Below are 24,046 nucleotides of genomic sequence, written 5' to 3' on the forward strand. Positions count from 1 at the left end.
ATTTATTTAGCTTACAGATGGTTTAAATGTAATTTTATTATTGCAACATATATATATAAATTTTATTATCATATTGCTAATTCAGATTATAAGTCTTTAGTTATTTATTTAAATGTAATAGCAATTTATAATTGAAATTTATATAACTACTTGTTAGTTATTATTAATTTAATTAATATTTTTTTGGAAAGGGGACTATTAAAAATGAAAAAGAAATTATCGCTATTTCTAGTGGGAATACTATCAGTAGCAACACTTGTTGGATGTGGAAATAGTAATTCTACTCAAGGGGAATCAACAAAAAAAGTGGTAGAAACTAAGGATGTTAATTTCGTAACGCCAGATGGACTTACAGCTATGGCAGTAGCTAAGCTTATAAAAGAAAAACCAGAAGTTAAAGCTGGATATAATATAAACTATACAATAGAACAAAATTCTGATAGTTTGGTTACAAGTGTTATGAAGAATGAGCCAGATGTAGCAATAGTTCCGTCTAATGTGGCAGCTACTGTATATAATAAAAATCAGGAATATAAGATAGCTGGAACAATAGGCTTTGGGTCATTATATATAGGTACTACAAATGAAAATCAAAATATAAATGATTTAAAAGGAAAAGAAATTTATAACATAGGAAAGGGATTAACTCCTGATATAATTGCAAGAACTGTTCTTAAGGATAAAGGAATTGATGCAGATAAAGATGTTAATTTTAGTTATGTAAATTCAGTAAATGAATTAGCTCCAATAATTTTGTCTGGAAAAACACAATATGCAGTAATACCAGAACCAGCATTATCTACTGTGCAAAGCAAAAATGATAAGTTTAATATAATGCTGGATTTAAATGAAGAGTGGAAAAAGATAAATAATTCTGAATATGGGTATCCACAATCAACGATAATAGTTAAAAAAGAATTATGCGATGAGGATAAAGAATTTGTGAATGATCTCTTAAATGAGGTTGAAGAATCAGAAAAATGGGCAAATAGTAATAAGGAAGCTTTAGGAGATTATTGTGAAGAAATCGGAGTATCAGCTAAAAAGCCAATAGTAATAAAAGCTGTTGATAGGGCAAATTTAAAATATGTTGATATTAAAGACAGCATCAAAGATTATAAAACATATTTTGAAAAGTTAAATGCATTTGATCCAAAAACAATAGGAGGAAAGGTACCAGATGATGAAATATTCATGGAAAAGTAAAGCATATACTTTTCTATCATGCATATTCTTCATAGGAGTATGGCAGTTAATTGCCGTAGCAGTAAATAATGATATATATATACCAAGGTTAGAACAAGTATTTAAAGCTATTGTAGAAATTCTTAATAATAAAAACTTTGGCAAAATTGTTTTAGAAAGTTTTTATAGAACTTTATTAAGTTATGGTATAGCTTTGATTATCTCAATGATTTTAGGGATACTAGGTGTAGCGTATCCCTTTTTTAAATATTTACTGGAACCTATAAATTCCTTTGGAAAAACAATACCAACTATGGTGCTGGTTATTCTTTCACTAGTATGGTTTGACAAAGAGAAAACACCATTTGTAGTTGGATTTGCTGTTATTTTACCAATACTGTATGAAGGAATAAGAAATAATATCATGCAGATAGATAAAAAAATAATTGATATGACTAAAGTATATGAAATTAGTTTAGTTGATAAAATTAGAAAAATATATTTTCCGGTTATGAAATTTTATTTTATGAGCATTTTTGTATCAACCTTTGCACTTACCTTTAAAGTAGTTATTGCAGGAGAAGTATATGGCCAGCCGAAATTTGGAATAGGCTCTCAAATACAAATAGAAAAAGTGAATTTTAATGTACCTGGAATTTTTGCGTGGATTGTTATTATAGTTATTATATCTTTGGTTTTAGAAGTGATAAATAAGCTATTGAAAAAAAGGATATATGGGTGGGATAAATGAATATAAGGATTAGAAATTTAAGCAAATCTTATGGGAAAGAAGAGATTTTTAAAAATTTTAATATAGAATTTCATGATGATAAAATAAATTGTATTATTGGAAGATCAGGTTGTGGAAAGAGCACTTTATTAAATATTATAGCTAAACTTACAGAAGTGCAAAGTGGAGAAATAAGCGGAATATCATTAAAGGATATAAGCTATGTATTTCAGGAAGATAGACTCATAGAATGGATTACAGTTAAGGAAAATTTAGAAATTGCCTTAAAAGGTTATTTTGACAAAACAATCATAAATGAAAAAGTTGACGAGGTACTAAAGTTAGTTGGTATCTATGACATTAAGAATAAATATCCAAATGCATTAAGCGGGGGAATGAGACAAAGAGTTAATATAGCAAGAGCCTTTGGAAAACCATCTAAAGTAATTTTAATGGATGAGCCATTTAAATCCTTGGATTACAAATTAAAATATACTATAATTGATGAATTTAAAAATTTGTTAGAAAAAGAGAAAAGAATGGTAATATTAGTAACCCATGATTTAGATGAAGCTATATATTTCCGGGGAAATATATTTGTTTTAAAAAATAAACCTGCTGAAATAGCAGGAGTATTTAATGAAAATTTAGATAAATGTAAGGATAAAATCTTAGAAATAATGTAAATATTCAACTAATTGTAAATACAAACTTTACTTCCAACTAAAATAAATAAAAAGCCTGCAAGTATAAAGCTGGAAAAACTTAAGATTTTTTTGTTTGAATTTAATAAGTTTATTCCGAGTAATGTATCACAAAGTCCCAAACAGATAAAAATGAAAGGAAAGAAATCATCTGGATCATATTTGCTTAATATTATATTTAATGAAAATAGAGGCAGTAGCAAAGCTAAAGTAAAGTTAATAACATTAAAAAGCTTTCTTACCATATTAATTCACCACCTAACATTTGGAAAATTATGTATTATACTAAATTATATACAAGCTATTAGGATTTTATTCACATAATAATGATTTATTGTACAAGATATAAAAATGGAGCAGCTTTAATAGAAGAAAGGAATGTTGAAATGATTAGAAAATTTATTTCATTTTATAAACCATATAAGATGTTGTTCATCTTAGATTTAATTGTTGCATTTATAGCAGCACTGTGTGATTTAGTGTATCCTATGATGACAAGAGACCTTGTCAATAATTCGATTCCTAGTAGAAATTTTAAGACTATTATTATTTTTGGTATTACATTGATAGTTATTTTTCTTATAAAAGCAGCATGTGGTTACTTTATGCAGTACTGGGGTCATGTAGTTGGAGTGAGAATGCAGGGAGATATGAGAAAAAACATATTTACACATCTGCAAAGATTACCTAATAGTTTTTTTGATAATAACAAGACTGGGGATATAATGTCGAGAATTATTAATGATTTAATGGATATTTCAGAACTTGCGCATCATGGTCCGGAAGATTTATTCATTTCTATTGTCATGCTTATAGGGTCATTTGTAATATTATGTACTATAAATATCTCACTTACAGTATTAATTTTCGTATTTGTACCTGTGATAGTTTGGTTCACTTTATATGAAAGAAATAAAATGAATAAAGCATTTTTTGATACAAAAGTAAAAACTGGAGCGGTAAATGCTAATTTAGAAAACAGTATTTCAGGAATAAAAATATCAAAGGCATTTGTAAGTCACAAAGCTGAAGAGGAGAAATTTGAAAAAGGTAACTCGAAATTTATTAAAGCAAGAGAAAAGTCATATAAAGTAATGGCTGAATATTCTTCAGGTGCTGGATTTGGAATGGATTTTTTAAATTATATTGGACTAATAGGTGGAGGGATATTTACGTTTATCGGATTAATAAGTATTGGAGATTATATGGCTTATATGTTATTTATAAACTCATTTATTACTCCTATAAAAAAGCTTATTGATTTTATGGAACAGTTCCAAAATGGAATAACAGGTTTTCAAAGATATATGGAGATTATGAATGCCAAGCAAGAAAAAGACAAAAAAGATGCAGTTCAATTAAAGAATGTAAATGGAGAAATTGAATTTAAAAATGTGGTGTTCAGTTATGAAGGGAAAAAAGTATTAGATGATATATCTGTAAAAATAAAAAAAGGTCAAATGTTAGCTTTAGTTGGAGCATCAGGTGGAGGAAAAACAACCTTTTGCAATCTCATTCCAAGATTCTATGAAGTGGAAAGTGGAGATATTTTAATAGATAATAAGAGTATTTATGATATTAAATTGGATTCGCTTAGAGAGAGCATTGGAATAGTTCAGCAAGAAGTGTTCTTATTTACAGGGACAATAAGAGATAATATATTATTTGGAAAAACCGATGCAACTGAAGAAGAAGTGATAAGAGCAGCTAAAATGGCTAATATTCATGAGTTTATAGAGGATTTACCAGAAGGTTATGATACATATATTGGGGAAAGAGGAGTAAAATTATCAGGTGGTCAAAAGCAGCGTATTTCAATTGCTAGAGTATTCTTAAAGAATCCTCCAATATTAATCCTAGATGAGGCAACATCAGCGTTAGATAATGCGACTGAACGTATAATCCAAGAATCATTAGAAAAATTATGCTCAGGAAGAACAACTATAGTAGTAGCACATAGATTGTCAACTATTAAAAATGCAGATGAGATAATAGTTCTTGGAAATACAGGAATAGTGGAAAAGGGAACTCATGAAGAGTTAATGGAGAAACAAGGAGAGTATAGCAAATTACATAAGCTTGCAGCAGTATAAATTTAATATTAAAATAAAACAGGTTGTCCAAAATATAAATAATTTTTGGACAATCTATTTTAATAAGTTAATTATTTTTTCAAAGAATTAAGCAATTGAATTTTCTTATAAACGGCAGAACTATCAATGGTTTTAGGCTGTAATTCATGTTCATCATCAGTTTGAGATGAATTTCCTGTAATATCTGTGTTATTCTGAAAATTTGATTTTACAACTCTGGAATTCTCTTGGCTTTGTAATCTTGCAGAATCATTTAGCTCACTATTAAGTAATTTGGAAAAATCTTCAGAATTATCATCAGAACTGTTATGAGAAACAACAGAGTTTAATGTATCTTTAAAAGAATTCGATCTATTTTGTTTTTTACTAGAAGAGAATGGAGTAGCTGCATAAGGTCTTTTTACTATTTTAGTATTTATATCAACACTGGTTACACTGCTTATGGTGTAATTGCTGCTAGAACTTAGCTTATCATCTGACATATAAACTCCCCCTTTAGTATATAAATTAATATGGTATTTAATTCTATTATCGTACATTAAAAAATAGAGTGAAGCATTAATTAAATAAACTTCACTCTATTTTTGTGTATTAAAATAATTTTATATATTTAGCATATGATTATTTTACTTCGTATATCCAGCCTTCTGGTGCTTCAACATCACCAAGTTGAATTCCGTAAAGTATATCATATAATTTCTTAATTGTAGGACCTACTTCAGTTTCACTATGGAATACGTGTCTTTCACCTTTATAATCAATAGCGCCAATTGGTGTTATTACAGCGGCAGTACCGCAAGCACCGGCTTCTTTAAATTCATCTAAGTTATCAACTAAAACATCTCTTTCATATACAGGCATTTTTAAATAATGTTCAGCTATATAAAGAAGCGAATATTTAGTTATACTTGGTAGTATTGAAGATGACTTTGGCGTAATAAATTCATTATTTTTAGTTATTCCAATAAAGTTTGCAGCTCCAACTTCATCAATTTTTGTATGAGTAGCAGGATCTAGATAAATACAATCTGCATATCCAGCAGCAGCAGCTTTTGCATGTGCTTGTAACGATGCAGCATAATTACCACCAACTTTTTGTTTACCAGTTCCATGAGGTGCAGCTCTGTCATATTCATCTTGAACAATGAAGTTACATGGCTTTAATCCACCAGAGAAATATGGTCCAACTGGCATACAGAATACTGTAAATATATATTCTGGTGCAGGTTTAACTCCGATATTATGACCGACACCCATGATAATAGGTCTGATGTATAAAGTTGCTCCAGTACCATATGGTGGAACATAATCTATATTAGCTTTTACAACCTGCATAACAGCATCAATAAATTTTTCTTCAGGTACATGTGGCATTAAAAGTTTATCGCAGCTATCATTCATACGAGCAGCATTTCTGTCAGGTCTGAATAATTGAACTTTTCCTTCTTTTGTTCTGTACGCTTTTAAACCTTCAAAACTACTTTGCCCATAATGTAGAACGGTAGAAGCTTCACTTATACGAAGCATATTATCTTCAGTAAGTTTTCCTTCATCCCATTTTCCATCTTTCCAGACTGAAACATAACGAAGATCTGTTTTTATATAATCAAATCCTAATTTGCTCCAATCTATATCTAATTTTTTCCCCATTTTATAATTCCTCCACATCTTTAAGGCTTATTGCCATTGTATAGGCATATGTATAGAAAATAGTGAGTCAAATATAGTAAAATACTGACTTATTGTTTTTGTAAATATGCCTTATTAATAACATCTATTTTAGCACTACTTTAAAAAAAATTCCACAATTGAGTTTAAAAAGTGGAATTTTAGTAATAAATTATAATTTTTTTTGAAAAATAATGAATAACTCAGAATATAATTCTTAATTATTCATTATCTACTCATTTATTTCCAAGGAATAGCATCAGAAGGCATTCGCCAATCACCTCTCGGGCTTAAAGAAATGCTGCCGACTTTCGGACCATCAGGGAGAGCACTTCTTTTAAATTGTTGAGTAAAGAATCTAAACATAAACTTATCCAGCCATTTTTGTATTTCCTGTTCAGAATAATCATCTTTAAATGCATTTTTAGCTAAGAAAAATATTCTTTCTTTTGTAGAACCATGTTTTATGAAATTGTATAGGAAGAAATCATGGAGCTCATAAGGGCCTACAATATCTTCTGTCTTTTGAGCAATCTCACCGTTTTTGTCTTTAGGTAATAATTCAGGACTAACTGGTGTATCTAAAATATCCATAAGTATATCGCAAACAATATCAGTAGATTCATTTTGAGCAACATATTGTACCAGGTATCTAACGAGTGTTTTAGGAATAGAAGGATTTACAGAATACATTGACATATGATCACCATTATAAGTGCACCAGCCAAGAGCAAGCTCTGATAAATCACCAGTTCCAATTAAAAGGCCGCCTTCTTTATTTGCAAGGTCCATTAAAATTTGTGTTCTTTCTCTTGCTTGAACATTTTCATAGGTTACATCATGTATATTTTTATCATGACCAATATCTTCAAAATGTTGAAGAGACGCTTTAACAATATTTATTTCTCTAAGATCTGTACCTAATTCTCTGCATAGATTAACAGCATTATTATAAGTTCTATCAGTTGTACCGAAACCAGGCATAGTAATAGTTACAATATTCTTCTTGTCTAAATTTAGAAGTTCAAAGGTTTTAACTATTACAAGTAGTGCAAGTGTAGAATCTAAGCCGCCAGATATTCCGATAACTGCTTTTTGTGATTTTGTATGTTCCAGCCTTTTGGCTAATCCAGCAGCTTGGATATTGAATATTTCTTTACATCTTATTTCTCTTTCTTTTTCATAAGAAGGTACAAAAGGATGTTTATCTATGAACCTATCAAAGGTTTGTATAGATGTATCATCAAATTCAAATTTAATGATATTAGGTTTTTTATTTATAAATCTAGATGAATCTCTAAAACTAAGATTTTTCATTCGTTCAGCTTTTAATTTAAATACATCAACTATAGAAGAGATTACTTCATTTTCTCTTTGAAATCTATTATTTTCTTTTAATAAAGAACCATTTTCACTTATTAATAAATGTCCGCTGAATAATACATCTGTAGTGGATTCATGAATTCCAGCTGAAGAATATATGTAACTGCACATTGTCCTAGCGCTTTGATTTGAAATTAGGCTTTTTCTATAATCCATTTTACTTACAAGTTCATTTGAAGCTGAAAGATTTCCGATTATATGAGCGCCCATAAGAGCAAGATAAGAACTAGGTGGTATTGCTACCCACAAATCTTCACAAATTTCAATTCCGAAGTTTGCAATGCTAGATGAGAAAATTAAATTTGTACCAAATGGAATATCCTTTTGGTAAGGTAGATCAACTATTTCATCCTCTACTGAAAGTCCTTCAGTAAACCATCTTTTTTCATAGAATTCACTGTAATTTGGAAGATATGATTTTGGGACTATTCCTAAGATTTTTCCTTTAAACAATAGAAATGCGCAATTATATAGAGCGCTGCCATAAAGTAGTGGAGCACCGACAGCTATTAAAATATCATAGTGTTTAGTGTTTTCTAAAATTTCTTTAATACCATTTAAAGCTTTAGCAATTAAATATTCTTGTAAAAATAAATCTCCACAAGTATAAGAGGTAATGCAGAGTTCAGGAAATACTATGAATTTATTTTCACTTTTTTTTGCATCATCTATGCATGATAATATATTTTCAATATTATAGTCTACATCACCAACTCTGGTTTTAGGGCAGGCTGCAGCAACTTTAATAAAATCCATCTAATCACTCCTTATAAAAATTGACTTTTGCTTATATTAAGGTATATGAAATAAAATACATAACTTGATTTGAACTACTATTTTCTTTCGTATATCTTAATGATAATACATGATAGTAATTATATAATAATATAGAAGTAAAATCAAAATAGTTAAACGGTATTAAATAACTTATTTAATGATAAGAAAAACTTGATTTTATCAAAAAAAGGTATATAATAAAATTATTACATGTAATAATTTTAGACTAGAACTAAAGGCTGTATAATATCTAATACGTTATTTCAGATAAGGGGGGGAGAAAATGAGTGGAATAGTGATCTTTTGGTTAATTGTTATTATTTGTGCATTTGCAATAGATATTTTAACCAGTAATTTTTGCTTTATGCTATTATCAATAGGAGCTATTGGAGCTTTAATATGTGAGGTGCTTGGAATAACATTAGGAATTCAGGTTATAGTGTTTGCTATACTGAATATAATAGCATTTTTAGCAGGCTATCCAATACTTAAGAAAAAATTTAAGGCGGAGCACAAAAGCATACCGCGTATGGAAGAAACATATATTGGCAAGGTTATGAAAAGTGACAAAGAGATTAGTAATAAGGCACAAGTGAAGGTTGGTGGAGAATATTGGACTGTAATTAATGAAGGAGATACAATCAATCAAGGAGATAAATTTATTATTACAGGAATTGAAGGAATCAAATTAAAAATTAAAAAGGTTCAGGAGGATTAATGTTATGGTAGCAATTATAATTTTAGGAGTTATATTATTATTAATATTTATGGTGGTATTATCATCAATTAAAGTTGTAAATACAGGTTATTTATATGTAGTAGAAAGATTTGGGCAATTTCATAGGGTGCTAGAACCAGGATTGCATTTTATAATGCCATTTGTAGATTTTGTTAGAAGAAGAGTTTCTACTAAGCAGCAAATTTTAGATGTAGAACCTCAATCAGTTATCACTAAGGATAATGTCAAGATATTGGTGGATAATGTAATATTTTATAAAGTGTTAAATGCAAAAGATGCAGTATATAATATAGAAAGTTTCCAATCAGGTATAGTTTATTCAGCTACAACTAATATGAGAAATATATTAGGTAATATGACATTGGACGAGATTTTATCAGGAAGAGATTCAATAAATCAAGATCTTTTAAGTATTATAGATGAAGTTACAGATGCATATGGAATAAAGATTCTTTCAGTAGAAATTAAAAATATAGTCCCACCAGCTGAAATTCAAGAAGCAATGGAAAAACAAATGAGAGCTGAAAGAGATAAGAGAGCTATGATTCTTCAAGCAGAAGGTTTAAGGCAATCTCAAATAGAAAAGGCAGAAGGAGAAAAGCAGGCAAAAATATTATCAGCAGAAGCTGAAAAACAAGCTAATATAAGAAGAGCAGAAGGATTAAAAGAATCGCAATTGTTAGAAGCAGAAGGTAAGGCAAAAGCTATAGAAGAAATAGCAGTTGCAGAAGCAGAAGCTATAAGAAAAGTAAACCAAGCTATTATTGATTCTGGAACTAATGAGACAGTCATAGCCTTGAAGCAGGTTGAAGCCCTTAAAGAAATGGCCAATAACCCAGCTAATAAGCTTATATTACCAAATGAGACATTATCATCCCTTGGAAGTATAGCGGCTATTGGAGAAATGCTTAAAGGAAATAAATAGTGATCATAAAAACAAATTATATAAATTTTATTATCATATTGCTAATTTAAATTATAAGTATCTAGCTATATATCTAGATGTAATAGCAATTTATCATTGAAATTTATATAAAAACTTAGTTTATCTCTTGTATTTTTAGCTTAAGCACATAGTTATGAGTTATGAATTATAAGTTAAAGATGAAGATTCAAGAAGAAAGTCCGAGAAACTAAATGCAAGATTTTGTTTCTCGGACTTTTTGATTTTTAATCCTAATCATTTTATTTCATTTTGTGTCTTTAACTTGTACATTATATTATCAAATTGTGTTTTAATAATGCTAACTAAAGCAATTCTTTTTTGTATATTTGAATTATACAAGAATGAGATAATGAATCCAGCGATAAGAATTATCTCAACAGTCCATATAGATTTTTCATGAAAGATACCTGCTTCTAAAGAACTAATGACTGCCCCTATGAAAAAAGAAATTAGAATACAGCTATACCTTAAAGCTTTTTTTAGAGACGCCTTATCTTTTTTTACTATACCTTTAAAATAATTGTCAGCGCATGAACGCATATTTCCAGTGCAGAATATACTAGCATAATTATCTCCTGAGCCAAGCTTTCGAAAGGCACAATATTGCAATGAGGCTGCAAAGGATACAAGAGTGTTAGCAAATATGTCTGAATATGTGGATGGTATTAATCCAGCAATAAATAATACAACCATTGAGACTGTAATGATTCCACGTTGCCATAATAAAGATTTTTCTTTAAAAGTAGAATAAAACATATACCATGATATAAAAATACCTATCCAAAAAGATATAATAGGTACAAGAGCATGAAATGCTTCTATATAATTTCTATCTGCCAAATTGAAAGCGACAAGTACAAAATTACCTGTTTGACCTGTAGCAAAAACATGTCCATGAACACTATAAGAATACATGTCCATAAAACCACCTATGGAAGCCAGCAACATTCCAAAGCCTAGTGTTTCTGAATAATTTTTAGTATCTGCCAATATAATCCACCTAACTTTTTTATTTAATATTTTTCTTTTGAATAATACTATTATAACGTTGTTCTTTAATAAATAAAAATATATAATATTTATCAAATCGATAAGCAATAACTTATTAATAATTAATTGATAAAATTTTGATATATACTTTATGGAGGGAATTATGGATATTCTTCAATTAAAATACTTTCTTATTGTAGCTGAATATGAACATATGACAAAGGCGGCTCATTCTTTACATATTGCACAGCCAGCTTTATCTCAGTCAATAAAACATTTGGAAGAAGAATTGGGAGTTACTCTTTTTGAAAGAAGGAATAGGAGTATATGCCTAAATGCATCAGGAAAATTATTGCAATCTGAGTTGATTCCAATTATAAGTGTTATAGATTCACTTCCAGAGCGTTTAAAAGAAGTAAATAATCAAGAATACAGAACCATACAACTAAATATATTATCAGCATCTTTACTTGTTACTCAATCAATAATCTCCTTTAAAAAATTATATCCGGAAGTGAATTTTAGATTGTCCCAGGATGCTAATGAGACTGAGTTTGATGTGTGTATTTCCTGTGCTGCATCTGATATGGTTCCTAAAGATAGCATTCCATTACTTGAGGAGAAGATATTATTGGCAGTTCCAAGTATAAGCAAATATGCTTCATTTAAATCCATAACTTTAAATGAGGTAGAAAAAGAGGGATTTATAAGTTTTTCGGGTAGAAGACCTTTCAGAATTATCTGTGATGATTATTGCAGTCAAATAGGATTTAAACCTAAGATTATATTTGAAAGTGATAATCAGGAATCTATAAGAAACTTGGTAGATTCAAATCTAGGTATTGCATTTTGGCCTGAGTATTCATGGGGACGGAGGAGTTCAAGAAATGCGATCATGCTTCCGATTAGTGAACCGAAATGTAGTCGTACAATTTATGCAATTATAAATAAGAATTTAAGAAGCAGTAATTATGTTATAACTTTTATGGAACATTTAAAAAGATTTATACTTGATATTAAAAATACAAATGGAAATTATTAATAGTTTTTGCTGGAGAAATGTTTGAAAAACAAATTGGATGAAGATAATATACTATATAATATGTACAAAACAAATTATTTAGTGGAGGAAGTAAATGAATTATAGTGATATAAAAAAAGAACGGATTTTAAGAAATCAAAAGAAAAAATTATTAAAAAGAGAAGAGAAATTTTTAAATAAAAAAGAAAACGAATATATAAAAAATAAAATATCTCCAATAAAAGAAAAGTTAGAAGAAAAGATTCCACAGAAAATGATTGATACATTTCAAAAAGCCTTTGAAAAAGGATTTTATTATGTATTTGAAAATGGAACTATGATAATAGAAAAAAGCTATAATTCTGAAAGATTAAAAGATGAAGCAGATACAAATGAATATATCCTATCTAAAAAAATAAATAATAAAAATTTGAGTAGAATTGATAATAAGGTAAAAAAAGGTATTCTTATAAATAAAGGAATAACAACAGTAGAGGGCACTGTACTTGGAGTGTTCGGAATAGGACTTCCAGATATACCTGTTTTTATAGGAATGTTATTGAAAACTGTGTATGAAATATGTTTAAGCTATGGCTTTGATTATAATTCAAAGGAAGAAAAGGCATTCATTTTAAATATAATTTCCGCAAGTGCTGATAAGACAGAGAAAAGAATTGCATATTTCAATGAAGCTGATAGAATCGGTTACAGCATTGATAATAAGCTTGATGCCAATGTAGATATTAATGAAATGATAAAGGACGCTTCAAGAAATTTATCTGAAAATATAATTTTGGCTAAAGTGATTCAAGGAGTTCCGTTAATAGGGGCATATGGGGGAGTATCGAATTATAAGCTTATAAGAGATATAAGTGAGGCAGCAAGCATAAAGTACAAAAAGAGATTACTATCAAAATTATAAGATATAGAAAACTATTACGTTACAATAATATGATTAAATTATTGTAAAACTAATGAGAAAAGATTAATATATACTATACAGTACAAAATTAGTTGAGGTGAAAGAATGAAAAAGAAATCTGTGATGACTTTAGTTGTAGGAGTATTTTTAGCATTCTCCTTAATTGGATGTAATCTTAAAGATGATTATATACTTAAGACAAATGAAAATACTGATGAGAAACCAACAGCAGATAAAGTAAATGAGGTATTTGATTCTAAAAAAATGAAAGATTTAATGGAGAAATTAAAATCTAGACCTAAAGAGATTTCTGATAAAATAGATGACGTTGATAGTGATACAACAAGGACTATGAAAGAGCTGAATGAAGAGGCAGATGAGCTGACTGATGCTTTAAATAGTGCTGACCTTGAAGGAAAAAGTGAAGATATTAAAGAGAAGTTTGATGATATATCAGATAAATTAGATGAAGTTAAAAATCATGTAGATGATGCTAAGGATAGAGCGGACGCAGTTAAAGATCCTATTGATAAGACGAAAGTTACAGATACTATTGATGAATTTTCGACTCACATGGATAATTTACAAAGAGCATTAGATAGATTTTCCTCAACAAGATAACTATAGATAAACAACTTTGAATTTAGAATTATGTGATAACTTACCGAAATCATATACATTTTTATTCCACAGGACTTATGAAATTTTCGCTGGAAAGTTCTAAATGTGAGCTTGTATCCATTTCTGCATGTTCCCGAAACAAGTTCGTGACAAGCAGTAAATGGAACAAGATTTAGAGGAAACTCGACTCACGTTCGTTCGCTGAGTAAGTGATTCACACAAAATCATAGATTTTGGTTCTCTACTTAAAAACTTTCATCAGCTTAATTTCAAATGCCTGCTTCACAAAAATGTATATGATTTACACGTATTTAATAAACGTGTAAATAAAAAAGACTTGATTGTTTTGCTTTAGTGTGATAAAGTGATAAATAAGAAAAAGCATTTAGGGAGGATAAAATTTATGAAAATTAATAAGTTAATAAAAAAATTGACTATAGTTGCTGTTATAGCTGCATTAGGAGTTGGCTTAATTGGATGTAATAAATCATCAGGGGGTAAAAGTGCATTAGATAAGGACGAGCTAGTAATAGGATTAGATGATACATTTGTTCCAATGGGCTTTAAGGATGAAAGTGGAAAAATAGTTGGCTTTGATGTTGATTTAGCAAATGCAGTTGCTAAGAAATTAAACAAAACAGTAAAGTTTCAACCAATTGATTGGAGTATGAAAGAAACTGAACTTAATAATGGGAATATTGATTTAATATGGAATGGATATTCAATTACAGATGAAAGAAAAGAAAAAGTAGATTTTTCTAAGCCATATTTAAAGAATACTCAAGTTATAGTAACTTTAGCAGATTCTAATATAAATTCAAAAAGTGATTTAGCAGGAAAGAAAGTAGGAGCTCAAACCGGATCGACAGCTGTTGATGCAGTAGAAGCTGACGGTGATATAGAGAAAAGTTTTGATGGTGGAAAACTAATTACTTTTGAAGATAATAACGCTGCATTAATGGATTTGGAAGCAAAGAGATTAGATGCAATAGTTGTAGATGAAATTTTGGCTAGATATTATATGAAGGCAAGAGGAGAAGAAAAATATAAAATTCTAACTGATAATTTTGGAGATGAAGAATATGGAGTTGGAATCAAAAAAGGTGATACTAAATTTTTAGATGCATTTAATAAAGCTTTTGATGAGGTTAAGGCTGATGGAACTGCAGCAGATATATCTAAAAAGTGGTTTGGACAAGATATAGTTCTTAAGTAAGATTATTAAATTTAAAAAGATTTTTATTTAATTAGATAAATGGAGACAATTAAGAGGAGGAAATAACTTTGAGTTATATTTTAGAGATAATGCCTCAGGTATTAGAGGGACTTATTATTACTTTGGAGATTTTTGGGTGTACTTTGCTCCTATCTATTCCACTTGGAATAGTGGTAGCATTAATGAGAATATCAAAATCCATAATACTTAAGGAGATAAGCGGGGCATATATTCTTATAATGAGAGGTACTCCTCTATTATTACAAATCATCGTGATCTTTTTTGGACTACCTTTAGTAGGAATTGATTTTGAGAGATTTCCAGCTGCAATTTTAGCTTTTACTTTAAATTATGCAGCCTATTTTGGGGAGATTTTTAGAGCAGGAATAGTGTCTATAGATAATGGACAAGTTGAAGGCGCTCAAGTTTTGGGGCTTAGTCAAAAAGATATATTTTTCAGAATTATACTTCCTCAAGCATTTAAAAGAGTTATTCCACCTGTTGCAAATGAAATAACAACTTTGGTTAAAGATACATCTTTAGTATATGTAGTAGGTATGGATGAATTATTGAAGATAGGTAAAACAGCTGCTAATAGAGATGTTTCACTAGCACCACTTTTAATAGTTGGAGTTGTTTATTTAATAGTAATAGCTATTTTTAGTCAATTGCTAAAGAAAATTGAAAAGAAATATGACTATTATAAGTAATGTGGAGGAAAAAATATGCTTAAAATTAGTAAATTGAAAAAAAAATTTGGAAGTACAGAAGTTTTAAAAGGAGTTAACCTTGAAATAGCAGAGGGAGAAATATTAGTTGTTGTAGGTAATTCAGGTGGTGGAAAAACTACATTGCTTAGATGTGTGAATGCATTGGAATACTGTGATGAAGGCGATATAGAAATAAGTGGAAAGATGCTTTGTAAAGATGGAAAGTATGTAGATAAGAAAGAGCTTAAAGAAATAAGAAAAGATATAGGTCTGGTATTTCAAAGTTTTAATTTGTTTCCTCATATGACGGTCTTAGAAAATTTAATAGAAGCTCCTCAAAGAGTATTAGGGTGGACAAAAGAAGATGCAATTAAGAAGGCAGAAGAAACCCTTGGCTTTTTAAACCTATTAGAAAAGAAGGATAATTATCCTTTTGAATTATCAGGAGGACAAAAGCAGAGAGTAGCTATAGGAAGAGCATTAGTGTTAGAACCTAAAATTATGTGCTTTGATGAACCTACTTCAGCATTAGATCCTGGTCTTACTGGAGAAGTTGCAAACTTAATAAAGAGTTTAAGTACAAAAGGTATGAGCATGATGATTATAACACATGATATGGAATTTGCTAAAAATGTGGCTGATAGAATAGTTTCAATGGAAGCTGGAAAATTACAAGAAGGATTAATATTTGAGAATAATTAATTTTGTGGAACCCTATAATACTACATTGAATTTAAGAGGATTTGATTAATTAATATAGATAACATTGAAGATATAAAAGATTATTAATTGAGAAGGTTTAAATTTAATAAATTAATTATTATAATTTGTATTGAATTATAATATAAAGTGTGCTATTCTAAGAGTGTAAGATAATTCAAGATTTAATCAATACTGTACATTCGCCTCTGTTTCAGAGATTGGGTCAAGTATCAGGTTATAATCTTTGGAAAAAGGGAGGATTTTTATAATGGAAGATAGAACTTTAGTATGTAAAGATTGTGGAAAGGAATTTATTTTCACAGTTGGAGAACAAGAATTCTACAAAGAAAAAGGATTTGATAACGATCCAGTTAGATGTCCAGAATGTAGAAAAGCTAGAAAACAACAAAGAAACAATAGAAACTTCGACAGATAGTATGCTATTGGGCCATAAGAGTAATCTTATGGCTCTTTCTTTTTCCTAAAATATAAATGAGTGAGATAAACAACTTTTAACTTAAACTTAAGTGGCAACTTACCGAAATAATAAATTACTTGTCTTTTTACTTAGTTATTACATAAGTTTATATCTAAAGTTTAATATCGCTATGATGGTTGTTACTATGTTTTAAACCAGCAGTTACTTAAAATTTTTACTGCATAGGGTATATCCTCTATTTTTATTCCCGCAAAACCAATAAAAATAACGGGAAAAGAGTTAGCCAGTGGATTCATCCAATTGACAGATGTGGAATCTACTTTAATTCCAGCCTTTAAAGCTCTTTCAATCAATTCATGTTCGTCCATCTTTGTATGAATTTGCAACAATATATGGAGACCGGAATCCGCACCTATAATCGTTATATTTTCCTTAAAATATTCTGCTAAGGAATTTAGTAATAATTCCTGTTTTTTCTTATATAATATTTTTGATTTTCTTAAATGTTTTTCCCAGTAACCTTCTTTAATAAAAATTTCAAGAGATTTTTGTAGTAATCTTGATACAGGCTGCGCATAAATCTTATAATTCTTTTCATAAACATTTAAAAATGATTTTGGAAGCACTAAGTAGCTGATTCTCATTGAAGGCATTAATGATTTAGAAAAGCTTCCTAAATATATAACTCTATTTGAGTTATCAAGTCCTTGAAGTGAAGGGACTGGTTTCCCTTTGAATCTAAATTCACCATCATAATCATCTTCTATTATAATTCCGTTATTTTCATCAGCCCACTTGAGCAGACGTAATCTTTTAGATATTGACATTACCATCCCGTAAGGGTACTGGTGCGATGGAGTAACATATACTACTTTCGCTAAGCATTTATACAATGCTTCAATATTTATACCATCCATGTCTAACTTTATTGGAGAAATATCAAAATTAAAATGCTTAAACACAGCTTTGGCACCTAAATAACTTGGTTCTTCGAAAGCAGCATGTTTGTGATTGTGTAAAAGCATGTGGCATAATAAAGTTAAAGATTGCTGGGTACCAGAAGATATTACGATTTGTTCAGGGGCGCATACAACGCCTCTAGAGTGATGAATATATTTTGCAATTTCATATCTTAACCCATAATCTCCTTGATGATCTCCATAAAGTAAAAGTTCACTAGAAAATTCATCAATTGAACGCCCTACTATTTTTCTAAATTGAGAATATGGAAAAGTAGTTAAATCAATTTGTCCACTGCTAAAATCATATCTGACTTTTATATTGCAATCAGTTGGCTTTTCCATAGAAATAGAACTTGACTGTAAATTCTCGTTTATATTCTTAAATCCACTCTCTATCCTCGTAACATACAAACCTGACCGATTTTTAGATTTTACATATCCTTCAGCAAGCAACTGTTCATAGGCTGCCTCAATGGTATTCTTGCTAAGCATTAAATCCTTAGCAAAACTTCGAATTGATGGAAGTTTACTATTATGCGGAATATTGCCAGATAGAATTTCATTCTTGATATAATTATAGATTTGTATGTATAAAGGGATTTTTGAATCAGAATTCAAATTTGGAAGCAGTTCTAACATTTGTTTCACCTCAGCATATGGAATTATTGATAGTACAATTTAAATTTAGAATTTTAATAATCTGTCATTGTTAAAATAAGTATAACTGTCACTGTATACAATGACAATATATTTCTATAATGATTATAAAATACAATTAATGGGGGAGAAAATTATGTGTAATAAATATATTAACGTAACTGAAAAGATAAATTTCTATATGAAAAGAGATCCATATGAACTTATTCAAGAGTACGGAAGTCCTCTATATGTTTATAATGAAAGTATTCTTAGAGAAAAATGCAAGGATATGAGGAATTTTTTAAGATATAAAAATTTTTCAGTAAGTTTTTCAGCAAAAGCAAATAGCAATTTATATTTACTAAAGATAGTAAGGGAAGAAGGACTAGACGTAGATGCCATGTCTATGGGAGAAATATATGTTCAACTTAAGGCAGGATTTAAACCAGAACAAATCTTTTTTGTAAGCAATAATGTAAGTGTAGAGGAATTGGAATATGCTATAAAAAATAAGGTTAATATTAGTGTAGATTCTCTTTCTCAGCTAGAACTTTTTGGAAGGATAAATAGAGGTGGCTCAGTAGCTGTTAGATTTAATCCAGGAATAGGAGTTGGACATAACGAAAAAGTCGTTACCGCAGGAAAGAAAGCAAAGTTTGGAGTGGATCCTAAATATATTGACAAGGTTAAAGAAACGATTAATAAGTATGAATTAAAGCTTATAGGAATAAATCAACATATAGGATCTTTATTCATGGAAGGAAGTGCCTATATAGAAAGTGTTAAAACGCTACTAACTATTGCTGAAAACTTTGAAGATCTCGAATTTGTTGACATAGGAGGAGGTTTTGGCGTTCCATATAGAAAACAAGAAGGTGAGAAGGCAATAGATTTAAAAACACTAGGAAAAGAAATTGATTTAATAATAGAAAGGTGGGTTAAGAAATACGGAAAGGAAATCAAAGTTAAAATAGAACCAGGAAGGTATATACCAGCAGAATGTTGCGTGCTTTTAGGGACAGTGCACGCTGTTAAATTAAATTATGGAAGAAAATATATAGGTACAGATATTGGCTTTAACGTCCTTACGAGACCAGTATTATATAATTCACACCATGATATCGAAATATATAAAAGAGATAACAATATTACAAGTCTTAAAGAAGAAGTGACTGTAGTTGGAAATATATGTGAGAATGGAGATGTATTGGCTGAAAATGTGATGCTGCCACAAATCCAGGAAGGAGATATTGTGGGAATATTAGATGCAGGTGCTTATGGATATGTAATGAGTTCTAATTATAATAATAGACTTAGACCAGCTGAAATTCTTATAAGAGAAAATTGTAAAACAGATATTATTAGAAAAAGAGATACATTAGAAGATCTTATGAGAAAGTATTTTTAAGGGAATATAAAATCCTTATACCACACAAAATATATTGATATTTTAGATGGAATTAAAAATAGCACGAACTATTGAATGAATGATGCAAATAATGATTCGGGAAAATACAAATAAAATGAAATTTTAACATAATATGCGTTGACATCGTACGTGTTAGATGTTAATCTTAAAATATCGATACGAAGGTTAGTGAGTTGTTTTTTAAAAGCATTCGCCATTACAAAGATGTAGTGCTTTAACTAAATCTTACAATATTTTGGAGGAATTAAGATGTTAGATATTAGAAGCGTATTCGTTGAAAAGAAAAAAGGATTTAATGTAGAAGCCCAAAGTTTATTAAATGATTTTAAGGAAAACTTAGGGATAGCTGAGTTGGAAGATGTGAGGCTTGTTAATAAATATATTGTTTCAGATATATCTGAAGAATATTATAAAAAAGCATTGCATACGATTTTCTCTGAAGCAACAGTAGATGTAGTTTACGAATCAGAGTTACCAATAAGCAAAGATGAAATAGCATTTGGTATAGAATATTTACCAGGTCAATATGATCAAAGAGCAGATTCAGCTTCTGAATGTTTATCTCTTTTAACAGCGGAAGATAAGGTGGAAATTAAATGTGCTAGAATTGTAGCATTAAAAGGAAATCTATCACAAAACGATATTAATAAGATTAAAAAATATTATATCAATCCAGTCGATTCAAGAGAAGTAGATATAAATAGTAAAGAATTATCATCTCCTTCAAACATGCCTAAAGATGTCCAAATCTTAGAAGGATTCATTAATAAAACATTGAACCAATTGAAAGAATTTCATAGTGAACAAGGATTAGCAATGAGTCTTGACGACCTCCTTATGATTCAAGATTATTTTAAAGGAGAAGGAAGAGAACCAAGTATAACTGAAATTAAGGTTATAGACACATATTGGTCAGATCACTGCAGACATACAACTTTTTCAACAATATTAGAAGATGTACAAATTGAAGATAACAAATATACAGCACCAATAAAAATGAGCTATGAAAAATACCTAAAATCAAGAGCTTATGTTTATGGAGATAAAGAAAAAAGTAAGACTCTTATGGATATAGCCGTAATTGCTATGAAGGAACTTAGAAAGAACGGCAAGCTTGAAGATCTAGACATATCTGAAGAAATAAATGCATGTTCAATTAATGTAAAAATTGAAACTGATAAGGGTATGGAAGATTATTTAGTCATGTTTAAAAATGAAACACATAATCATCCAACAGAAATTGAACCTTTTGGTGGAGCAGCAACCTGTCTTGGTGGGGCTATAAGAGATCCATTATCAGGAAGAACTTATGTATATCAAGCAATGAGAGTTACAGGAGCAGCAGATCCAACAGTACCAGTTGAAGAAACATTAGAAGGAAAGCTTCCTCAAAGAAAAATAACTCTAGGAGCAGCACATGGATATAGCTCATATGGAAATCAAATTGGTCTTGCAACAGGTCAGGTTCAAGAAGTATATCATCCAAACTATGTTGCAAAGAGGATGGAAGTTGGAGCAGTAATTGCAGCAGCACCTAAGGAAAATGTAGTAAGAGAAGAACCAGCCTTAGGCGATGTAATTATTCTTTTAGGTGGAAGAACAGGAAGAGACGGTGTTGGTGGAGCTACAGGTTCATCTAAGGAACATACAGTTGATTCAATAAATGAATGTGGAGCAGAAGTTCAAAAAGGAAATGCTCCGACAGAAAGAAAACTTCAAAGATTATTTAGAAATCAAAAAGCAGCTAAGATGATAAAGAGATGTAATGACTTTGGAGCGGGAGGAGTTTCTGTTGCAATCGGAGAGCTTTGCAGAGGATTGGATATAGATTTAGATAAAGTTCCAAAGAAATATGAAGGCTTAGATGGAACAGAACTTGCAGTTTCAGAATCACAAGAAAGAATGGCGGTTGTTGTAACTAAAGAAGATGCAGATGAATTTATCAGGCTTTCAAATGAAGAAAATTTAGAAGCTACTTTAGTAGCACATGTTACTGATACAGATAGACTTAGATTGTTCTGGAGAGGTAAACAAATAGTTGACTTAAAGAGAACTTTCTTAGATACAAATGGGGCAACTCAAAAAACTAAAGTAACAGTTAAAGCACCAAGTGCTTATCCATATGAAGTTGATGATATTAATGTTAAAGAAGAATGGATAAACAACTTAAGAAAATTGAATGTTTCATCTCAGCAGGGATTATCAGAAAGATTTGATGCAACAATAGGTCATGGAACAGTGCTTATGCCATTTGGTGGTAAATATTCAAAGACTCCGGCAGAAGGAATGGCAGCTAAGATACCAGTTCTTCATGGAGAAAGTGAAGATGCCACATTAATGACTTTTGGCTTTAATCCTGAACTTGGTACTTGGAGTCCATATCACATGGCATATTACTCAGTTGTTGAGAGTATATGTAAGCTTGCAGCTATGGGTGGAGATTACAGAAAAGCAAGACTTACATTCCAAGAGTATTTTGAAAAACTAGGAAATGAAAGTTCTAGATGGGGAAAACCATTTGCAGCATTACTTGGTGCTTATGAAGCTCAAATGGCATTTGAAACTGCAGCAATTGGCGGTAAGGATTCTATGTCAGGAAGTTTTGGTGATTTAGATGTACCTCCAACTTTAGTGTCATTTGCAGTAGGAGTTGAAAAAGCTAAACATATAATATCTCCTGAATTTAAAGAGTCAGGTTCAAGCTTAGTTTTACTTCAAACTGAAAAGTTAGACGACGGAACAATAAATACTGATAAACTTAAGAAAAGTTTAGAAGTCTTATATAACTTAATTCAAGATGAAAAGGTAATTTCAGCATCTGCAATTAAATATGGCGGAGTTTCAGAAGCCATTACTAAAATGGCACTTGGAAATGGAATTGGTGCAGAAATTGAGAATTTGACAAGGGATGAATTATTTGCTTTCAACTATGGAACTATAATATTAGAAGTTAAAAATGGTATTAATGTAAGAGAAGAATTAAAAGATTGCTTATATAAAGTAGTTGGTAAGACAATAGATGCATCAGCTATAATTTCTAAAGAATATGACTTGAACTTCAATATTGAAGGGTTAGAAAAAGTTTATGAAGAAAAATTAAACTCAGTATTTCCAATAAAGACTAAAGATGTAGATAAAAAAGTAGAAACAGTTTTATATGATAAAAAATCTACACTTTCACCAAAAGTTAAAGTAACTAAACCAAAGGTTGTAATTCCGGTATTTCCAGGAAACAACTGTGAATATGACTGCGCAAGAGCTTTTGAAAAAGAAGGTGCAGAAGTAACTCAGGTTGTATTTAGAAATATTACAAAAGAAGCTCTTAATGAATCAATCGACAGATTAGCAAAAGAAATAGCTAATTCTCAGATTCTTATGATTCCAGGAGGCTTTTCAGCAGGTGACGAGCCAGACGGTTCTGGTAAATTCATAGCTAATGCACTTAGAAATGAAAAGATAAGTAATAGCGTAATGGAATTACTTAAAAATAGAGATGGATTAGCTCTTGGTATTTGTAATGGCTTCCAAGCATTAATTAAATTAGGTTTAGTGCCATATGGAGAAATAGTAGATATAAAAGAAGATATGGCAACATTAACTTACAATAATATAGATAGACATATGTCTTCAATTATAAGGACAAAGGTAGTTTCCAATAAATCACCTTGGTTTAGTGAAATTAATTTAGGAGACATACATTCAGTTGCAATTTCACATGGTGAAGGAAGATTTGTAGCACCTGAAAGTCTTATTAAAGAGTTAATAGCTAATGGCCAGGTGTCAACACAATATGTTGATTTTGATGGAAATGTATCTTTAAATATGCCGTTTAACCCTAATGGTTCTATGTATGGAATTGAAGGTATAACAAGTCCAGATGGAAGAGTTTTAGGTAAGATGGCTCATAGTGAAAGAATAGGAAAAGACTTATATAGAAATATTCCTGGAGACTTTGATCAAGAGATATTTAAAGCAGGAGTTAGATATTTCAGTTAACAATTCACAGTTAAGGAAGAAAAGCCGATGGCTTTTCTAATGAATTATGTTTTTTGAAATCTCCTTTCGAGATTTCAGCCTTAACTTAAATTAGTGTTGCATACTAATTTTAAATGGGATAAAATGCCCAGAATATAAGAATATAAGAATATAAGAATATAAGAATATAAGAAT

Annotated in this window: 21 protein-coding genes; 15 read left to right on the forward strand and 6 right to left on the reverse strand. The window is 29.9% G+C overall.

The window, feature by feature from the left end:
• Nucleotides 1-204 precede the first annotated feature (204 nt).
• The 3 genes from CLOBL_RS21695 to CLOBL_RS21705 are packed head-to-tail and all read left to right on the forward strand — an operon-like array spanning nt 205 to nt 2,601.
• Nucleotides 205-1,206 (forward strand): PhnD/SsuA/transferrin family substrate-binding protein, encoded by a 1,002-nt coding sequence (locus CLOBL_RS21695; protein ID WP_077860928.1) that lies wholly within the window; start codon nt 205-207, stop codon nt 1,204-1,206.
• Nucleotides 1,181-1,936, forward strand: a complete 756-nt coding sequence (locus CLOBL_RS21700) for an ABC transporter permease subunit (protein ID WP_077860929.1) — start codon at nt 1,181-1,183, stop codon at nt 1,934-1,936. Before CLOBL_RS21695 ends, CLOBL_RS21700 begins: the two co-directional genes overlap by 26 nt.
• Entirely contained in the window at nt 1,933-2,601 is a 669-nt protein-coding gene (locus tag CLOBL_RS21705) for an ABC transporter ATP-binding protein (RefSeq protein ID WP_077860930.1), read from the forward strand. Before CLOBL_RS21700 ends, CLOBL_RS21705 begins: the two co-directional genes overlap by 4 nt.
• Before the next feature lie 8 nt (nt 2,602-2,609).
• On the opposite strand, the gene CLOBL_RS21710 is transcribed toward CLOBL_RS21705, so the two are convergent.
• On the reverse strand, nt 2,610-2,864 hold the full coding sequence (locus CLOBL_RS21710; protein WP_077860931.1) for a hypothetical protein: 255 nt from the start codon (nt 2,862-2,864) through the stop codon (nt 2,610-2,612).
• Between the two features lie 141 nt (nt 2,865-3,005).
• On the opposite strand from CLOBL_RS21710, the gene CLOBL_RS21715 reads away from it, so the two are divergent.
• Entirely contained in the window at nt 3,006-4,712 is a 1,707-nt protein-coding gene (locus tag CLOBL_RS21715) for an ABC transporter ATP-binding protein (RefSeq protein WP_077860946.1), read from the forward strand.
• Nucleotides 4,713-4,783: 71 nt separating this feature from the next.
• Here the strand turns inward: CLOBL_RS21715 and CLOBL_RS21720 are convergent, their stop codons facing one another.
• From CLOBL_RS21720 to CLOBL_RS21730, 3 genes are all read right to left on the reverse strand, one after another.
• Entirely contained in the window at nt 4,784-5,194 is a 411-nt protein-coding gene (locus tag CLOBL_RS21720; protein WP_077860932.1) for a hypothetical protein, read from the reverse strand.
• Nucleotides 5,195-5,333: 139 nt separating this feature from the next.
• The gene (locus CLOBL_RS21725) at nt 5,334-6,362 is read right to left on the reverse strand and encodes a branched-chain amino acid aminotransferase (RefSeq protein ID WP_077860933.1); all 1,029 of its coding nucleotides are present in this window, start codon (nt 6,360-6,362) and stop codon (nt 5,334-5,336) included.
• 258 nt (nt 6,363-6,620) lie between these two features.
• Nucleotides 6,621-8,519: an NAD(+) synthase gene (locus CLOBL_RS21730; protein WP_077860934.1), complete on the reverse strand. Its 1,899-nt coding sequence runs from the start codon at nt 8,517-8,519 to the stop codon at nt 6,621-6,623.
• 304 nt (nt 8,520-8,823) lie between these two features.
• On the opposite strand from CLOBL_RS21730, the gene CLOBL_RS21735 reads away from it, so the two are divergent.
• Nucleotides 8,824-9,258 (forward strand): NfeD family protein, encoded by a 435-nt coding sequence (locus CLOBL_RS21735; RefSeq protein ID WP_077860935.1) that lies wholly within the window; start codon nt 8,824-8,826, stop codon nt 9,256-9,258.
• A 4-nt stretch (nt 9,259-9,262) separates the two neighbouring features.
• Complete coding sequence (locus tag CLOBL_RS21740; RefSeq protein ID WP_077860936.1) at nt 9,263-10,204, forward strand: SPFH domain-containing protein; 942 nt, start codon at nt 9,263-9,265, stop codon at nt 10,202-10,204.
• A gap of 255 nt (nt 10,205-10,459) precedes the next feature.
• Here the strand turns inward: CLOBL_RS21740 and CLOBL_RS21745 are convergent, their stop codons facing one another.
• A complete protein-coding gene (locus tag CLOBL_RS21745; RefSeq protein ID WP_179117812.1) occupies nt 10,460-11,215 on the reverse strand; it encodes a YoaK family protein in 756 nt (251 codons plus the stop codon).
• 163 nt (nt 11,216-11,378) lie between these two features.
• Here CLOBL_RS21745 and CLOBL_RS21750 point away from each other — a divergent pair, with 163 nt between their 5' ends.
• The 7 genes from CLOBL_RS21750 to CLOBL_RS21780 all read left to right on the forward strand — a co-directional run bounded on the left by CLOBL_RS21750 (nt 11,379) and on the right by CLOBL_RS21780 (nt 16,843).
• Nucleotides 11,379-12,257 carry a LysR family transcriptional regulator gene (locus CLOBL_RS21750; RefSeq protein WP_179117813.1) on the forward strand — a complete coding sequence of 293 codons (879 nt, stop codon included), beginning with the start codon at nt 11,379-11,381 and terminating at the stop codon, nt 12,255-12,257.
• A gap of 94 nt (nt 12,258-12,351) precedes the next feature.
• Nucleotides 12,352-13,158, forward strand: a complete 807-nt coding sequence (locus tag CLOBL_RS21755; RefSeq protein ID WP_077860938.1) for an EcsC family protein — start codon at nt 12,352-12,354, stop codon at nt 13,156-13,158.
• A 105-nt stretch (nt 13,159-13,263) separates the two neighbouring features.
• Complete coding sequence (locus CLOBL_RS21760; protein ID WP_077860939.1) at nt 13,264-13,779, forward strand: hypothetical protein; 516 nt, start codon at nt 13,264-13,266, stop codon at nt 13,777-13,779.
• 403 nt (nt 13,780-14,182) lie between these two features.
• Nucleotides 14,183-14,995 (forward strand): amino acid ABC transporter substrate-binding protein, encoded by an 813-nt coding sequence (locus tag CLOBL_RS21765; protein ID WP_077860940.1) that lies wholly within the window; start codon nt 14,183-14,185, stop codon nt 14,993-14,995.
• A gap of 68 nt (nt 14,996-15,063) precedes the next feature.
• Entirely contained in the window at nt 15,064-15,705 is a 642-nt protein-coding gene (locus CLOBL_RS21770) for an amino acid ABC transporter permease (RefSeq protein ID WP_077860941.1), read from the forward strand.
• A 15-nt stretch (nt 15,706-15,720) separates the two neighbouring features.
• On the forward strand, nt 15,721-16,407 hold the full coding sequence (locus tag CLOBL_RS21775) for an amino acid ABC transporter ATP-binding protein (protein ID WP_077860942.1): 687 nt from the start codon (nt 15,721-15,723) through the stop codon (nt 16,405-16,407).
• 268 nt (nt 16,408-16,675) lie between these two features.
• On the forward strand, nt 16,676-16,843 hold the full coding sequence (locus tag CLOBL_RS21780) for a zinc-ribbon domain-containing protein (RefSeq protein WP_009168969.1): 168 nt from the start codon (nt 16,676-16,678) through the stop codon (nt 16,841-16,843).
• A gap of 185 nt (nt 16,844-17,028) precedes the next feature.
• On the opposite strand, the gene CLOBL_RS21785 is transcribed toward CLOBL_RS21780, so the two are convergent.
• Nucleotides 17,029-18,447: a PLP-dependent aminotransferase family protein gene (locus CLOBL_RS21785; protein ID WP_077860943.1), complete on the reverse strand. Its 1,419-nt coding sequence runs from the start codon at nt 18,445-18,447 to the stop codon at nt 17,029-17,031.
• Between the two features lie 154 nt (nt 18,448-18,601).
• Here CLOBL_RS21785 and lysA point away from each other — a divergent pair, with 154 nt between their 5' ends.
• Both lysA and CLOBL_RS21795 read left to right on the forward strand, forming a co-directional pair.
• Nucleotides 18,602-19,855 (forward strand): diaminopimelate decarboxylase, encoded by a 1,254-nt coding sequence (gene lysA / locus CLOBL_RS21790; RefSeq protein WP_077860944.1) that lies wholly within the window; start codon nt 18,602-18,604, stop codon nt 19,853-19,855.
• A gap of 270 nt (nt 19,856-20,125) precedes the next feature.
• A complete protein-coding gene (locus CLOBL_RS21795) occupies nt 20,126-23,872 on the forward strand; it encodes a phosphoribosylformylglycinamidine synthase (protein WP_077860945.1) in 3,747 nt (1,248 codons plus the stop codon).
• The last annotated feature ends 174 nt before the right edge of the window (nt 23,873-24,046 follow it).

The sequence above is a fragment of the Clostridium sp. BL-8 genome (genome assembly GCF_002006495.1).
Classification (GTDB): Bacteria; Bacillota; Clostridia; order Clostridiales; family Clostridiaceae; genus Clostridium.